Annotated in this window: 12 protein-coding genes; 5 read left to right on the forward strand and 7 right to left on the reverse strand. The window is 64.6% G+C overall.

The features are described 5' to 3' along the window. Window positions 1–23: 23 nt before the first annotated feature. The 5 genes from BLS50_RS11930 to BLS50_RS11950 all read right to left on the reverse strand — a co-directional run bounded on the left by BLS50_RS11930 (window position 24) and on the right by BLS50_RS11950 (window position 5,290). Window positions 24–1,034: a HoxN/HupN/NixA family nickel/cobalt transporter gene (locus BLS50_RS11930; RefSeq protein ID WP_176934195.1), complete on the reverse strand. Its 1,011-nt coding sequence runs from the start codon at window positions 1,032–1,034 to the stop codon at window positions 24–26. Between the two features lie 165 nt (window positions 1,035–1,199). Next, on the reverse strand, window positions 1,200–3,311 hold the full coding sequence (fusA, locus tag BLS50_RS11935) for an elongation factor G (protein ID WP_053526114.1): 2,112 nt from the start codon (window positions 3,309–3,311) through the stop codon (window positions 1,200–1,202). Window positions 3,312–3,553: 242 nt separating this feature from the next. Continuing rightward, complete coding sequence (locus BLS50_RS11940) at window positions 3,554–4,054, reverse strand: DUF192 domain-containing protein (protein ID WP_074802285.1); 501 nt, start codon at window positions 4,052–4,054, stop codon at window positions 3,554–3,556. Window positions 4,055–4,214: 160 nt separating this feature from the next. Next, window positions 4,215–4,430 (reverse strand): hypothetical protein, encoded by a 216-nt coding sequence (locus BLS50_RS11945; RefSeq protein ID WP_011352970.1) that lies wholly within the window; start codon window positions 4,428–4,430, stop codon window positions 4,215–4,217. Window positions 4,431–4,711: 281 nt separating this feature from the next. Beyond that, the gene (locus BLS50_RS11950; protein ID WP_074802286.1) at window positions 4,712–5,290 is read right to left on the reverse strand and encodes a pseudouridine synthase; all 579 of its coding nucleotides are present in this window, start codon (window positions 5,288–5,290) and stop codon (window positions 4,712–4,714) included. Window positions 5,291–5,567: 277 nt separating this feature from the next. On the opposite strand from BLS50_RS11950, the gene icd reads away from it, so the two are divergent. After that, window positions 5,568–6,824, forward strand: coding sequence for an NADP-dependent isocitrate dehydrogenase (gene icd, locus BLS50_RS11960; RefSeq protein ID WP_006478026.1), 1,257 nt, complete (start codon window positions 5,568–5,570; stop codon window positions 6,822–6,824). A 292-nt stretch (window positions 6,825–7,116) separates the two neighbouring features. Then, window positions 7,117–9,345: an NADP-dependent isocitrate dehydrogenase gene (locus BLS50_RS11965; RefSeq protein WP_074802287.1), complete on the forward strand. Its 2,229-nt coding sequence runs from the start codon at window positions 7,117–7,119 to the stop codon at window positions 9,343–9,345. A gap of 123 nt (window positions 9,346–9,468) precedes the next feature. Here the strand turns inward: BLS50_RS11965 and BLS50_RS11970 are convergent, their stop codons facing one another. Further along, complete coding sequence (locus BLS50_RS11970) at window positions 9,469–9,693, reverse strand: hypothetical protein (RefSeq protein ID WP_006478028.1); 225 nt, start codon at window positions 9,691–9,693, stop codon at window positions 9,469–9,471. A 608-nt stretch (window positions 9,694–10,301) separates the two neighbouring features. On the opposite strand from BLS50_RS11970, the gene BLS50_RS11975 reads away from it, so the two are divergent. After that, entirely contained in the window at window positions 10,302–11,909 is a 1,608-nt protein-coding gene (locus BLS50_RS11975; protein WP_074802288.1) for a multicopper oxidase family protein, read from the forward strand. A 180-nt stretch (window positions 11,910–12,089) separates the two neighbouring features. On the opposite strand, the gene BLS50_RS11980 is transcribed toward BLS50_RS11975, so the two are convergent. Then, window positions 12,090–12,293: a cold-shock protein gene (locus tag BLS50_RS11980; protein WP_006478030.1), complete on the reverse strand. Its 204-nt coding sequence runs from the start codon at window positions 12,291–12,293 to the stop codon at window positions 12,090–12,092. Window positions 12,294–12,837: 544 nt separating this feature from the next. Here BLS50_RS11980 and clpS point away from each other — a divergent pair. Both clpS and clpA read left to right on the forward strand, forming a co-directional pair. Beyond that, complete coding sequence (gene clpS / locus BLS50_RS11985) at window positions 12,838–13,152, forward strand: ATP-dependent Clp protease adapter ClpS (protein WP_006398529.1); 315 nt, start codon at window positions 12,838–12,840, stop codon at window positions 13,150–13,152. Next, window positions 13,149–15,449, forward strand: a complete 2,301-nt coding sequence (clpA, locus tag BLS50_RS11990) for an ATP-dependent Clp protease ATP-binding subunit ClpA (RefSeq protein WP_074802289.1) — start codon at window positions 13,149–13,151, stop codon at window positions 15,447–15,449. The genes clpS and clpA overlap by 4 nt, the downstream gene beginning before the upstream one ends. The last annotated feature ends 50 nt before the right edge of the window (window positions 15,450–15,499 follow it).

A 15,499-nucleotide genomic window follows, 5' to 3' on the forward strand; every position in this document is an offset into this window, starting at 1 on the left:
GGAATGAAACGTCGGGGCGTCGTTCAGCGCGCCGGCGCGTCGGCCGCGCGTTGCCAGCGGTGGAACAGGATCGACGCGATCCAGCAGACGAGGAACAGCGCCACGATGCCATAGCCGATCGAGCCGAAGCGGTCGCCGAGCGCATCGAGCGTGTCGCGCACGGGGCCCGTCAGCGACAGCTTGTCGGCCAGCAGGCCGGCCGCTTCGATCCCGCCGATCGCCAGCGCGACGGCCGCCGACACGAACGTGATGCTCGCGTTGTAGAGCAGCTTGCGCTGCGGATCGTCCATCGCCCAGCCGTACGCCTGAATCATCAGCACGTTGTCGGTCGAGTCGATCAGCGTCATGCCGGCGGTGAAGAGCGCGGGAAACAGCATGACCGTATAGATCGGCAGCCCCTGGCTCGCCTGCGCGGCGGCAATCGCGAGCAGGCCGATTTCGGTTGCAGTATCGAAACCGAGCCCGAACAGCACGCCGACCGGATACATGTGCCAGCTCTTCGACACGAACCGGAACAACGGCCGTAGCAACCGCGAGACGAGGCCGGCGGGACGATGATCGTGCGCGCCGTCGTGCGTGTGCCCGGACGCGCCGCGATAGCGTCGCCACACGTCGCGCAGGATCATCAGGTTCACGCACGCGAGCACCAGCAGGAAGGTGGCCGATACCGCGGTGCCGATCGTGCCGCCGATGTCGCGGAATGCATCGAACCGGTCGCGCAACACGAACGCGGTCAGCGCGATGCCGAGCGTCGCGGCGATCACGATCGTCGAATGGCCGAGCGAGAAGAATAGGCCGACGCTCACCGGACGCTGGCCGTCCTGCATCAGCTTGCGCGTCGCGACGTCGATCGCGGCGATGTGATCCGCGTCGACCGCATGGCGCAGCCCGAGCCCGTACGCGATCGCCGCGGTGCCGAACAGCAGCGGATGATCGTGCAGCACGGCGAGCGCCCACAGCCAGACGGCGACATTCGCGGCGATCAGGCCGGCATAGAGGGTCAGCAGGCGGCGCAGGGCAGGGGTGGGCGGCATCGGGCGGGTTCCATCTGACGAATCGCCATCCATTGTGGCACGCTAAAAAAAGCTCGGCGCGCCGATCAAAAAGCCACGAACGCGATGCGCGCCGGAAGAAAAAAGCCCGTCCGGAATGAACCGGACGGGCTTTGCGCGCATGCGCCGGAGCGCGAGCGAGCGGCCTTACTTCGTCTTCGCGTTGATCACGGCTTCCGACACGTTCGCCGGCGTTTCCGCGTAATGCTTGAACTCCATCGTGTACGTCGCCCGACCTTGCGTGGCCGAGCGCAGCGACGTCGAATAGCCGAACATCTCCGCGAGCGGCACCTCGGCACGTACCAGCTTGCCGCCACCGCCCGCGATGTCCTCCATCCCCTGCACGATGCCGCGCCGGCTCGACAGGTCGCCCATCACGTTGCCCATGAAGTCCTCGGGCGTCTCGACCTCGACGGCCATCATCGGCTCGAGCAGCACCGGCTTCGCCTTGCGCATTGCTTCCTTGAACGCCATCGAGCCGGCCATCCGGAACGCGTTTTCGTTCGAGTCGACGTCGTGGTACGAACCGAACGTCAGATGCACCTTCACGTCGACGACTGGGTAGCCCGCGAGCACGCCGCTCTTCAGCGTCTCGGTGATGCCCTTGTCGACGGCCGGGATGAACTCGCGCGGAATCACGCCGCCCTTGATCTCGTCGAGGAACTCGTAGCCCTTGCCGGGGTTCGGCTCCAGCGTGATCACCGCATGGCCGTACTGGCCGCGCCCGCCCGACTGCTTGACGAACTTGCCCTCGACGTCGGCCGCCGTCGTGCGCACCGTTTCGCGATACGCGACCTGCGGCTTGCCGACCGTCGCCTCGACGCCGAACTCGCGCTTCATCCGGTCGACCAGGATTTCGAGGTGGAGCTCGCCCATCCCCGAAATGATGGTCTGGCCAGACTCTTCGTCGGTCTGCACGCGGAACGACGGATCTTCCTGCGCGAGACGGTTCAGCGCGAGGCCCATCTTTTCCTGGTCGGCCTTCGTCTTCGGCTCGACGGCCTGCGAGATCACCGGCTCCGGGAATTCCATCTTCTCGAGGATGATCGGCTTGGCCGGATCGCACAGCGTGTCGCCGGTGGTCGCTTCCTTCAGGCCGACGGCCGCCGCGATGTCGCCCGCGCGCACTTCCTTGATTTCCTTGCGCTCGTTCGCGTGCATCTGCAGGATCCGGCCGAGCCGCTCCTTCTTGTCCTTCGTCGCGTTGAGCACGGTATCGCCCGACTCGACGACGCCCGAATACACGCGGAAGAAGATCAGCTGGCCGACGAACGGGTCGGTCATGATCTTGAATGCGAGCGACGAGAACGGCTCGTCATCGCTCGGATGACGTTCCGCCGGCTTTTCCGGATCGGCGAAGTCGTGGCCGAGGATCGCGGGCACGTCGACCGGCGACGGCAGGTAGTCGATCACCGCGTCGAGCATCGCCTGCACGCCCTTGTTCTTGAATGCGCTGCCGCACAGCATCGGCACGATCTCGTTCGCGATCGTGCGCTGGCGCAGCGCGGCCTTGATCTCGTCCTCGGTCAGCGATTCATGGTCGTGCAGATACTTCTCGAGCAGTTCCTCGCTCGCTTCGGCAGCGGCCTCGACCATCTTCTCGCGCCATTCGTGTGCGAGCTCGACGAGGTTCGCGGGGATGTCCTCGTACGTGAACTTCACGCCCTGGCTTTCGTCGTCCCACACGATCGCCTTCATCTTCACGAGGTCGACGACGCCCTGGAAATGATCTTCGGCGCCAATCGGAATCTGGATCGGCACGGCGACACCCTTCAGGCGCTCGCCGATCTGCTTCTGCACGCGGAAGAAGTCGGCGCCGATCCGGTCCATCTTGTTGACGAACGCGATGCGCGGCACCTTGTACTTGTTGGCCTGGCGCCACACGGTTTCCGATTGCGGCTGCACGCCGCCGACCGAGTCGTAGACCATGCACGCGCCGTCGAGCACGCGCATCGAGCGTTCGACTTCAATCGTGAAGTCGACGTGCCCGGGCGTGTCGATGATGTTGATCCGGTGCTCCGGATAGTTGCCGGCCATGCCCTTCCAGAAGGCCGTGGTCGCCGCCGACGTGATCGTGATGCCGCGTTCCTGCTCCTGCTCCATCCAGTCCATCGTGGCCGCGCCGTCGTGCACTTCACCGATCTTGTGGCTCACACCGGTGTAAAACAGGATGCGCTCGGTCGTCGTGGTCTTGCCGGCATCGATGTGAGCGCTGATCCCGATATTTCGATAGCGCTCGATGGGGGTTTTGCGGGGCACGTGAACCTCCTGGTGGTTCGGATCGTAAGCGGGCCGGCTGATTGGGTGCCGGCCCGGGCTGGAACTAGCGAGATTTAAAGGATAGCGCTTGTCCGTGGCTTTTGCAGATGCGGGCAGCGGGTGCCGAATCAAGGCGGGCGCCGTGGGCGGACGAAAAAAAAAGCCGGCGCCCGACAGGCAATGACGGGCGGCCGGCTGTTCGGTCGGGGCGCGGCGTGATGCCGCCGCGCGGACCGTTGCGGTTACTGGGGCCGCGGCAGGCCGTCGAGCTTCATGCCGGGCTTGATGCCCTTCGCGGCGAACCAGCCCTTGCTCATTTCGAGCGCATAGACGCCGTTGTTGCGCGGGCAGTGGTTGTCGGTCGTCTCGGCCTTCATCTCGTCGATGTCGGTGATCGTGCCGTCCGCGCGGATGAATGCGATCGACAGCGGAATCAGCGTGTTCTTCATCCAGAAGCAGTGCACGGCGTTCTCGTTGAAGACGAACAGCATGCCTTCGTTCGGCGCGAGCTGCGAACGGTACATCAGCCCCTGTTCGCGGTCGGCGTCGTTCGCGGCGACGGCCGCGTCGATCACGTACATGCCGGCGCGCAGCTTCACGCGCGGGAACTCGCTCGGCTGCTTGGCGCCGGGCGGCACTTGCGCGCTGGCGGCCTGCATGCCGAGTGCGAAGACGGCGAGCGCGGCGGGAAACACGGCGGCGCGCGCAAGGCGGCCGAGCGACGGGCGCAGGGAGAATGACACAGCATGGCTCCTGTCTGGAAAACGAGACTCGCATGGTACGCGATGCGCGCCGGCGGGCACAAAAAAGAAAAAGGCAGATCGCCTTGCGGTGATCTGCCTTTCAACGCCGTAAGAACGGCAAGACTGCGTGTTCTTGACTGCGTTATTACAGCCAGCTTACTTAGTTCGAAGCAGCTGCCGGTGCTGCTGCGTCGCTTGCTGCAGCCTTCTTCGATGCCTTGTGGTGCTTCTTGGCAGCGTGGTGCTTCTTGGCAGCGTGCTTAGCCGGTGCCGAAGCAGCTTCTGCTGCTGCCGGAGCAGCTTCCGGAGCCGAAGCTTGTGCGAAAGCAGCCGTTGCGAAGAGGCCAGCGACCAGAGCGGCGATCAGTTTGTTCATGTTGTGTTCCTCAGCTTTAGTTAATTAACCAAATGACCCGGCAATAGGAGTCATGTCGTCTAACGGTGCCATCCACCTTTCGGTTGACAGACGCTTCGAGAAATTTCTCTTTGCGCTGCGGGCGCCGAATCGTATTCGAATAAAACGTCGCTTTCGTGACGCAAACACGGGTTCGGCTGCCAATGCCGGATAGCTAAGGTTGGCATCTGCGTGGTTTAACGCACGATCTCCGCAGGCGGTTGACGAAAAAGATGACGAAAAATGCGCGCGTCCCGGCTTCGTCATCCGGCGGGCGCGAAACCGTCCCACGGCGCGCGCGGCGGCAGCGCGATCGTTTCGCCCGGTGCAATGCCGAGCGCGAATATGTCCAGCGCGCCGATGCCGACGCGCACCAGGCGCAACGTGGGGAAGCCGACGGCCGCCGTCATCCGGCGCACCTGCCGGTTCTTGCCCTCGGTGATCGCCAGCTCGATCCACGTGGTCGGGATCGCGGCGCGGTAGCGGATCGGCGGATTGCGCGGCCACAGCGTGTCGGGCGGCTCGATGAATTCGGCGCGGCACGGGCGCGTCACGTAGTCGCCGAGGTCGACGCCGCGGGCGAGCGCCTTCAGGTCGGCCGGCCCCGGCGCGCCGTCGACCTGCGCCCAGTAGCGCTTCACCAGCTTGTGGCGCGGCTCCGCGATGCGGGCCTGCAGCCCGCCGTCGTCGGTGAGCAGCAGCAGCCCCTCGCTGTCCGCGTCGAGCCGGCCGGCCGCATACACGCCGGGCGTTTTGACCCAGTCGCCGAGCGACGGCCGCGTCTCGTGCGCGGAAAACTGGCAAATCGTGCCGAACGGCTTGTTGAGGACGATCAGGTTCATGGCGGGGCGTCCGCCCGGCGCCCCGCGCGGAGCGGGGGCGGGCGGTCTATGGCAAATGGCGGAATCTTAATGCATAATACGGAACGGCAAGTCCTCTGTCTTATATAAGACATAAGTGAGGTCTTGATACGCAGTGCCGCGGTTCACGCCGAAGTGCCCGGTTGGGGCGCTAGAATAGCGGCTCGCTGTTGTCGTCACGGGGTGGCCATGCCGCGCCCCCGCCGCGCGCGCAGCTTCGACCAGCATCACCTGCTCAGCCACGTCACTGGAGTCGATCATGCCGTATCAGCACATCAAGGTTCCGGAGGGCGGTGACAAGATCACCGTCAACAAGGACTTCTCGCTCAACGTTTCCGATCAGCCGATCATTCCCTATATCGAAGGCGACGGTACGGGCTTCGATATCACGCCGGTCATGATCAAGGTCGTCGATGCGGCGGTCGCGCATGCGTACAAGGGCAAGCGCAAGATCCACTGGATGGAGATCTTCGCGGGCGAGAAGGCGACCAAGGTGTACGGTCCGGACGTGTGGCTGCCGGACGAAACGCTGCAGGTCCTGAAGGAATACGTGGTGTCGATCAAGGGGCCGCTCACGACCCCGGTCGGCGGCGGCATCCGTTCGCTGAACGTCGCGCTGCGCCAGGAGCTCGATCTGTACGTGTGCCTGCGCCCGGTCCAGTACTTCAAGGGCGTGCCGTCGCCGGTGCGCGAGCCGCAGAAGATCGACATGGTGATCTTCCGCGAGAACTCGGAAGACATCTACGCGGGCATCGAATGGGCCGCGGGCTCCGAGCAGGCGAAGAAGGTGATCAAGTTCCTGCAGGACGAGATGGGCGTGAAGAAGATCCGTTTCCCGGAAACCTCCGGGATCGGCGTCAAGCCCGTGTCGACCGAAGGCACCGAGCGCCTCGTGCGCAAGGCGATCCAGTACGCGATCGACAACGATCGCAAGTCGGTCACGCTGGTGCACAAGGGCAACATCATGAAGTTTACGGAAGGCCTGTTCCGTGACGCCGGCTACGCGCTCGCGCAGAAGGAATTCGGCGGCGAGCTGATCGACGGCGGCCCGTGGATGCGCGTGAAGAACCCGAAGACGGGCAACGAGATCGTGATCAAGGATTCGATCGCCGATGCGTTCCTCCAGCAGATCCTGCTGCGCCCGGCCGAATACGACGTGATCGCGACGCTGAACCTGAACGGCGACTACATCTCCGACGCGCTGGCCGCGCAGGTCGGCGGCATCGGGATCGCGCCGGGCGCGAACCTGTCGGATTCGGTCGCGATGTTCGAGGCGACGCACGGCACGGCGCCGAAGTACGCGGGCAAGGATTACGTGAACCCCGGTTCCGAGATCCTGTCGGCGGAAATGATGCTGCGCCACCTCGGCTGGACGGAAGCAGCCGACACGATCATCGCCGCGATGGAGAAGTCGATTCTGCAGAAGCGCGTCACGTACGACTTCGCGCGCCTGATGGAAGGCGCGACGCAGGTGTCGTGCTCCGGCTTCGGCGAAGTGCTGATCGAGAACATGTAAGACCCCTTCCGGGGTGGGCCGGCACGGTGCCGGCCGCCCCGGCGCTGACTGCCGGCGCCGGAGCGTTTCGTGGATGGCAGGTTTGTTGGCAGGTTTGTTGGCAGGGTGGCCCGGCATGCGGGCCGCGGCGCCGCGAAGCGGCCCGCAAGCCCTGCAAGGTAGAACATGACGGCCCTCGCAACACCACCGCCCGGCTGAGCCGGCGCCCCTTTCGCGATCGACCCGGTCGCTCCCCGCCGGTTACCGCCGGCGCTTCTCAGTCCCTCAATCACGTAGCAATGCTTTGACCACCATGTCCACTTCGCCCAAGATCATCTACACCCTCACCGACGAAGCGCCGGCGCTCGCGACCTACTCGCTGCTGCCGATCGTCAAGGCCTTCACGCGTTCGTCCGGCGTCGCCGTCGAAACGCGCGACATCTCGCTCGCCGGCCGCATCATCGCGGCATTCGCAGACGTCCTGCCGTCGGAGCAGAAGGGTTCCGACGATCTGGCCGAGCTGGGCCAGCTCACGCTGAAGCCGGAAGCGAACATCATCAAGCTGCCGAACATCAGCGCATCGGTGCCGCAGCTGAAGGCTGCGATCGCCGAACTGCAGGCGCAGGGCTACGCGCTGCCGGCCTATCCGGAAGATCCGTCGACCGACGAAGAAAAGGCCGTCAAGGCGCGCTACGACAAGATCAAGGGCAGCGCGGTGAACCCGGTGCTGCGCGAAGGCAACTCCGACCGCCGCGCGCCGCTGTCGGTCAAGAACTACGCACGCAAGCATCCGCACAAGATGGGCGCGTGGAAGGCCACGTCGAAGGCGCACGTCGCGCACATGACCGAAGGCGACTTCTACGGCAGCGAGAAGTCGGCGCTGATCGCCGATGCCGGCAGCGTGAAGATCGAACTCACGACGACCGACGGCGCGAAGAAGGTGCTGAAGGAAAAGACGGCCGTGAAGGCCGGTGAAGTGATCGACGCATCGGTGATGAGCCGCAATGCGCTGCGCAGCTTCATCGAAGCGCAGATCGCCGACGCGAAGGCGCAGGACGTGCTGTTCTCGGTGCACCTGAAGGCGACCATGATGAAGGTCTCGGACCCGATCCTGTTCGGTCACTTCGTGTCGGTGTTCTACCGCGATGCGCTCGCGAAGCATGCGGACGTGCTGGCGAAGGCCGGCTTCAACCCGAACAACGGGATCGGCGACCTGTACGCGCGCCTGAAGGACCTGCCGGCCGATACGCGCGAAGCGATCGAAGCCGACGTCAAGGCCGAGTACGCGGTGCGCCCGCGCCTCGCGATGGTCAACTCGGACAAGGGCATCACGAACCTGCACGTGCCGAGCGACGTGATCGTCGACGCATCGATGCCGGCGATGATCCGCGATTCGGGCGGCATGTGGGGCCCGGACGGTCAGCTGTACGACGCGAAGGCCGTGATTCCGGACCGCTGCTACGCGGGCGTCTACCAGGCCGTGATCGAGGACTGCAAGCAGCACGGCGCGTTCGATCCGGTCACGATGGGCAGCGTGCCGAACGTCGGCCTGATGGCGCAGGCGGCCGAGGAATACGGTTCGCACGACAAGACGTTCCAGATCCCGGCGGACGGCGTCGTGCGCGTCATCGACGAAGCCGGCAACGTGCTGCTCGAGCACGCGGTCGAGTCGGGCGACATCTGGCGCATGTGCCAGACGAAGGACGCACCGGTGCAGGACTGGGTCAAGCTCGCGGTCAACCGTGCCCGCGCGACCGGCGCCCCGGCTGTGTTCTGGCTCGACCCGGCGCGCGCGCACGATGCGCAGATCATCGCGAAGGTCGAACGCTACCTGAAGGATCACGACACGAACGGCCTCGACATCCGCATCATGACGCCGGTCGACGCCACGCGTTTCTCGCTCGAGCGCATCCGCGCGGGCAAGGACACGATTTCGGTCACCGGCAACGTGCTGCGCGACTACCTGACCGACCTGTTCCCGATCATGGAACTCGGCACCAGCGCGAAGATGCTGTCGATCGTGCCGCTGATGGCCGGCGGCGGGATGTTCGAAACGGGTGCGGGCGGTTCCGCGCCGAAGCACGTGCAGCAGTTCGTCGAGGAAGGCTTCCTGCGCTGGGATTCGCTCGGCGAATTCCTCGCGCTGGCCGCGTCGCTCGAACACCTCGGCAACGCGTACCAGAACCCGAAGGCGCTCGTGCTCGCGAAGACGCTCGACCAGGCGACCGGCAAATTCCTGGACGAGAACAAGTCGCCGGCGCGCAAGGTCGGTGGCCTCGACAACCGCGGCAGCCACTTCTACCTGTGCCTGTATTGGGCCCAGGCGCTGGCCGAGCAGACCGAGGACGCCGCGCTGAAGGCGCAGTTCGAGGGTGTGGCGAAGGCGCTGTCCGACAACGAGGCGCGTATCCTGGAAGAACTGGCGGCCGCGCAAGGCAAGGCACAGGCGATCGGCGGCTACTACCGTCCGGACGTCGAGCTGACGAGCCAGGCCATGCGCCCGAGCGCGACGCTGAACGGCATCGTCGACGCGCTCGCCTGACGCCGGCCGCGCCAGCGCGCGAGCCGATGCGTGTGTCGACGCGGCGCGGTTAGCCGTTCGCCGTCCGACACCCAATAAAAACGCCCCGGTCGCCCGGGGCGTTTGTCGTTGCAGGCTTGCCATTCAGACGTGAACGATTTCCCATTCGGCGATTTCGTCCGGCACTTCGAGCGTGGCCGTGTCCAGTTCGGACGGTTGCGCGCAGTCGCCGCGGGAGATGCGGTCGGCCGCGACTTCCGGGCACGAGAACGCGCCGAGCGAGGCGTTGCCGAACGTCGCTTCCCAGCCGCCGTTTGCCGGCAGGATGTAGAACGACCCGAGCGCTGAACCAAAGCGAAATCCCTTCATTTCCGTTCTCCCTTTCTGATCACGAGCGATTCTGTTGTGCCGCCTGCCGGCTCGGCCGGCTGTGGCCCGACTGGCTGCTTGCGCCGGGTTCCGTGTCGAACGTCGTGGCGAAGCGTCAGTGCATGGAACAAAGTCTACGTCCGCGCCCCGCTCGGATGGTGCATGTAGAACAGCTTCTCGAAACAAAAATTCTTTTTCAAAAACAACAATTTATTTGCGTCGTTTTGTATTGCGGAACGTTTTTCGGCATCGCGAAACGGCGAATTTGTGCCGTGCACCACGAATTTTTATAACGCAGTGACTTGTTCCGCATCGTGAAAAATAGGTGGGTTTGCGGATCGTTGGGGCAGCGAGCGCGAACGCGGGGCCGGGTTGGAAGGCACAAAGCGTGTTTGCTGAGGGTGCAAAGGGCGACAGATAAGTAACGATGGTTGCCAGGGCACCGCCCGGCGGCGCCGATCATGGCGCCGTCCCTCCGCGGTGACGATGCTTGCCGCGGCGTATTGCCGCCTGCCCGGTGGCGGCGTTTTTCGATCCGGCCCTGCGGTTATGATGACGCGACCGTCGCGGCTGTCGCGCGGCGCTGCATGAACAACGAGGATCGATTGATGAGACGGAGAACCTTCCTGTCGCGCGCCATCGGCGTCGCGGCCGCGTCGCTGTTCGCACGCACCGCGTCGGCGCAGCATGCCGGTCACGCGGGCATGGCCGGCATGGATTCGATGGACGACATGCCGGGCATGTCGGGTATGTCAGGGATGTCGGCGCACGCGCAGCACGGCCAGCCCGCGCCGGCCGCGCTCGCGGCCGCCGACGCGCTGCCGGCCGGCGCGCCGCTCGCGACGTTGCGCACGCTCGCCAACGAAAGCCGTGAGCCCGGCACGTTCCGGGCCACGCTGGTCGCTCAACCGGTGGCGCGACCGCTGCTGCGCGGCGCGCGGCCGACGACGTTCTGGCAGTTCGGTACCGGTACGCAAGGCCCTGTGGTCGGCCCGCTGATCGACGTGCGCGAGGGCGATACGGTCGAGATCCGGTTCGTGAACAAGCTGCCGCAGCCGTCGACGATCCACTGGCACGGCCTGCCCGTGCCGCCCGACCAGGACGGCAATCCGTCCGATCCCGTTGCGCCCGGCGCGTCGCGCGTGTATCGCTTCACGCTGCCGAAGGGCAGCGCCGGGACTTACTGGTACCACCCGCATCCGCACATGATGACCGCCGAGCAGGTGTTCCGCGGGCTGGCCGGCCCGTTCGTCGTGCGCGCCGCGGACGATCCGCTAGCCGGCTGGCCCGAGCGTCACCTGTTCGTGTCGGACCTGAAGCTTGCACGCGACGGCACGATTGCGCCGAACGACATGATGGACTGGATGAACGGCCGGGAAGGTCAATTCGTGCTGGTCAACGGCGCGCGCCGGCCGCGCATCGACGTCGCGAGCGACGAGCGCTGGCGTGTCTGGAATGCATGCAGCGCGCGCTACCTGCGCATCGCGTTCGACGACGGCCGCGTGTTCGAGCACGCAGGCACCGACGGCGGGTTGTTCGACGCGCCGCGGCGCGTGACGTCGCTGCTGATCGCGCCGGGCGAGCGGGCGGAACTGCTGGTGCGCGCCGGCGACCGCGCGTCGCGCGCGGTGCTGCAGGCGGCCGAGTACGACCGCCGCAAGATGGCGATGTCGCACGACGACGGCCACGGCAGCCTGCCGCCCGATCCGGCGCAGGCGCTGGCCGATGTCGCGTTTGCGCCCGCCGAGGCCCGCGCACTGCCTGCCACGCTGCGCGCGGTACTGCCGCTGGGCGAACCGGTGGCGCACAAGACGGTCGCGTTCGGCGAGGAAATGGACATGGACGCGATGATGAAGGGCGCGGCGCACGGCCGCCCGGCAGGCATGCGCTTCACGATCAACGGCGACATCTACGCGCCGCACCGCGCGACGCTGACGAGCCGCCGCGGCGACGTCGAGCGCTGGGAGATCCGCAATACGACGGACATGGACCACCCGTTCCACCTGCACGGCACGCAGTTTCAGGTGATCGAGCGGACGTCGGCCGGTTCGCGCACGAGCGAGCCGTTCCGCGCGTGGCGCGATACCGTGAACGTGCGCAGCGGTGAAACCGTGTCGCTGCTCGTCATGCAAGACATGCCCGGCGAGCGCATGTTTCATTGCCACATTCTCGAACACGAGGATCTCGGCATGATGGGTACGCTGAAGGTCGTGTAACGAAGCCGCGGATATGTTTCACATGCGGATTCGATATCCGATCTGCATGCGTGACAAGACAATGTGTGTTCAATTATCGGGATTGAACGAAAAGGCCGGCCAATCGATTATCGATTGGCCGGCCACAAAAAAAGAAACCCGGCGCTGTGCGCCGGGTTTCTTCGTCCGATATCCGATGCCTTATGCGGCCTGGATGTTCGACGCTTGCTTGCCCTTCGGTCCTTGAACGACGTCAAAGCTCACCTTCTGGCCTTCCTTCAGCGTCTTGAAGCCATTCATGGTGATAGCCGAGAAGTGCGCAAACAGATCCTCACCGCCCTCGTCGGGAGTGATGAAACCGAAGCCCTTCGCGTCGTTGAACCACTTAACGATACCAGTTGCCATTTTCCTACTTCCCCTGTCACACAGTCGCTGCTACTTACCACGAGCACGCTCGAAAAGCTAAACGACCAAAATACGGCCGTTCCCCCCTCACAAGCTCACCTCGGCCTCTTTCGTTTCGCCAATCGGCAAATTGAAAAAAGTGCCAGCTTGATTGTTGGCGCTCTTTATTGGAGTGTCAAGTGGAATTTTTAGACGTTTAGAGGGTCGTTGTAAAGAACCCATTTTCAGGGTTTTTCCGGCTTTGCTTTGCAGCATGTGGCCAAGCGCGGGGGCTTGAAAAGCCGCATAATCGGCTCATATACCAGGCTCGAGTGACACGCGTTCGAGTCGTCCCGGCTTGTGGGATACTGGATGCGGACACGACGTTCCGGTGAGCTTCCCCTTGACGGTTCGTGTTCCGCGCCATGCGTGAAAGCCGGCACCGCAGCCGGCTTTCGTATGGCGCGAAGACGATCGCGTGTTCCGGGACACCGGGGAGGGCGCCGGCCGGTCGGTCGGGTAATGGCAGGATTGCGGGCCTGTCCGAGTTGTTTAGAATGGGTGTATGGCGATTATCCCGGACAAGCAGGACAGTACCGTCCTGGAACGCAAGCAGCAGAAGCTCAAGCCGCCTTCGATGTACAAGGTGGTGCTGCTCAACGACGACTTCACGCCGATGGAGTTCGTCGTGATGGTGGTCCAGGAGTATTTCAAGAAGGATCGCGAGACGGCCACGCAGATCATGCTGAAGGTCCATCGCGAAGGGCGAGGGGTTTGTGGGGTCTATACGCGGGACATCGCGTCGACCAAGGTTGAGCAAGTCGTTACCCATGCGCGGCAGGCAGGGCATCCGCTGCAGTGCGTGATGGAGGAAGCATGATTGCCCAGGAATTGGAAGTCAGCCTGCACATGGCGTTCATGGAAGCACGCCAGGCGCGCCATGAGTTCATTACGGTCGAGCACCTGCTGCTGGCCCTGCTGGATAATCCGACGGCAGCCGAGGTGTTGCGCGCGTGTGCGGCCAACATCGAGGACTTGCGTCAGAACCTGCGCAATTTCATCCACGACAACACACCTACCGTCCCGGGTACCGACGACGTCGATACCCAGCCGACGCTCGGTTTCCAGCGTGTGATCCAGCGCGCGATCATGCACGTCCAGTCGACGTCGAACGGCAAGAAGGAAGTCACCGGCGCGAACGTGCTGGTCGCGATCTTCGGCGAGAAGGATTCGCACGCCGTGTACTACCTGCAGCAGCAGGGCGTCACGCGTCTCGACGTGGTGAACTTCATTTCGCACGGCATCGCGAAGACGAACAACGGCGAAGCCGCGAAGTCGACCGATGCGAACGCGGAAAGCGAAGACGCGAACGCGCAGAAGGAAACCCCGCTCGCGCAGTTCACGCAGAACCTGAACCAGATGGCGAAGGACGGCCGCATCGATCCGCTGATCGGTCGCGAGCCCGAGGTCGAGCGCGTCGTGCAGGTGCTGTGCCGTCGCCGCAAGAACAACCCGCTGCTCGTGGGCGAAGCCGGCGTCGGCAAGACCGCGATCGCGGAAGGGCTCGCGTATCGCATCACGCGCGGCGAAGTGCCGGACATCCTCGCGAACGCGCAGGTGTACTCGCTCGACATGGGCGCGCTGCTCGCGGGCACCAAGTATCGCGGCGATTTCGAGCAGCGGCTGAAGACGGTGCTGAAGGAGCTCAAGGAGCGCCCGCACGCGATCTTGTTCATCGATGAAATCCATACGCTGATCGGCGCGGGTGCCGCGTCGGGCGGCACGCTCGATGCGTCGAACCTGCTGAAGCCGGCGTTGTCGTCGGGCACGCTCAAGTGCATCGGCGCGACCACGTTCACCGAGTATCGCGGCATCTTCGAGAAGGATGCGGCGCTGTCGCGGCGCTTCCAGAAGGTGGACGTGACGGAGCCGAGCGTCGAGCAGACGGTCGCGATCCTGCGCGGGCTGAAGTCGCGCTTCGAGGAGCATCACGGCGTCAAGTACTCGTCGGGCGCCCTGTCGGCCGCGGCCGAGCTGTCGGCGCGCTTCATCACCGACCGTCACCTGCCGGACAAGGCGATCGACGTGATCGACGAGGCGGGCGCCGCGCAGCGCATCCTGCCGAAGTCGAAGCAGAAGAAGACGATCGGCAAGAGCGAGATCGAGGAAATCATCTCGAAGATCGCGCGCGTGCCGGCGCAAAGCGTGTCGCAGGACGATCGCAGCAAGCTGCAGACGCTCGACCGCGACCTGAAGAGCGTCGTGTTCGGCCAGGACCCGGCGATCGATGCGCTCGCGGCCTCGATCAAGATGGCGCGCGCGGGCCTCGGCAAGATGGACAAGCCGATCGGCGCGTTCCTGTTCTCCGGCCCGACGGGTGTCGGCAAGACCGAAGTGGCGCGCCAGCTCGCGTTCACGCTCGGCATCGAGCTGATCCGCTTCGACATGTCGGAATACATGGAGCGTCACGCGGTGAGCCGGCTGATCGGCGCGCCGCCGGGCTACGTCGGGTTCGACCAGGGCGGCCTCCTGACCGAAGCCGTCACGAAGAAGCCGCATTGCGTGCTGCTGCTCGACGAAATCGAGAAGGCGCATCCGGACATCTTCAACGTGCTGCTGCAGGTGATGGACCACGGCACGCTGACGGACAACAACGGCCGCAAGGCGGATTTCCGCAACGTCATCATCATCATGACGACGAACGCGGGCGCCGAGTCGATGCAGAAGGCGACGATCGGCTTCACGACGCGCCGCGAAACCGGCGACGAGATGACCGACATCAAGCGCCTGTTCACGCCGGAGTTCCGCAACCGCCTGGATTCGATCATCAGCTTCCGCTCGCTCGATGAGGAAATCATCATGCGCGTGGTCGACAAGTTCCTGATCCAGCTCGAGGAACAGCTGCACGAGAAGAAGGTCGACACGCTCTTCACCGACGCGTTGCGCAAGCATCTCGCGAAGCATGGCTTCGACCCGCTGATGGGCGCGCGGCCGATGCAGCGGCTGATCCAGGACACGATCCGGCGCGCGCTGGCCGACGAACTGCTGTTCGGCAAGCTGCTCAACGGCGGCCACGTGACCGTCGACGTCGACGAAAGCGACAAGGTGCAGTTGTCGTTCGACAAGCTGGCGAATCCGCCGCACAAGCCGAACGAAGAGACGGTCGAAGTCGAGTAAGCGATAATTCGTTGTTCATGCGAACGGCGCGGGAAGTTCTCCGCGCCGTT

Origin of the sequence: Burkholderia orbicola (assembly GCF_900100915.1) — a bacterium.
Classification (GTDB): Bacteria; Pseudomonadota; Gammaproteobacteria; order Burkholderiales; family Burkholderiaceae; genus Burkholderia; species Burkholderia orbicola.

What these genes read in the sequence shown, in the direction of transcription:
- BLS50_RS11930 (WP_176934195.1), bottom strand. Translation starts at nt 1,034, where the DNA reads ATGCCGCCCACCCCTGCCCTGCGCCGCCTGCTGACCCTCTATGCCGGC.
- BLS50_RS11945 (WP_011352970.1), bottom strand. Translation starts at nt 4,430, where the DNA reads ATGAACAAACTGATCGCCGCTCTGGTCGCTGGCCTCTTCGCAACGGCT.
- BLS50_RS11950 (WP_074802286.1), bottom strand. Translation starts at nt 5,290, where the DNA reads ATGAACCTGATCGTCCTCAACAAGCCGTTCGGCACGATTTGCCAGTTT.
- icd (WP_006478026.1), top strand. Translation starts at nt 5,568, where the DNA reads ATGCCGTATCAGCACATCAAGGTTCCGGAGGGCGGTGACAAGATCACC.
- BLS50_RS11965 (WP_074802287.1), top strand. Translation starts at nt 7,117, where the DNA reads ATGTCCACTTCGCCCAAGATCATCTACACCCTCACCGACGAAGCGCCG.
- BLS50_RS11970 (WP_006478028.1), bottom strand. Translation starts at nt 9,693, where the DNA reads ATGAAGGGATTTCGCTTTGGTTCAGCGCTCGGGTCGTTCTACATCCTG.
- BLS50_RS11975 (WP_074802288.1), top strand. Translation starts at nt 10,302, where the DNA reads ATGAGACGGAGAACCTTCCTGTCGCGCGCCATCGGCGTCGCGGCCGCG.
- BLS50_RS11980 (WP_006478030.1), bottom strand. Translation starts at nt 12,293, where the DNA reads ATGGCAACTGGTATCGTTAAGTGGTTCAACGACGCGAAGGGCTTCGGT.
- clpS (WP_006398529.1), top strand. Translation starts at nt 12,838, where the DNA reads ATGGCGATTATCCCGGACAAGCAGGACAGTACCGTCCTGGAACGCAAG.
- clpA (WP_074802289.1), top strand. Translation starts at nt 13,149, where the DNA reads ATGATTGCCCAGGAATTGGAAGTCAGCCTGCACATGGCGTTCATGGAA.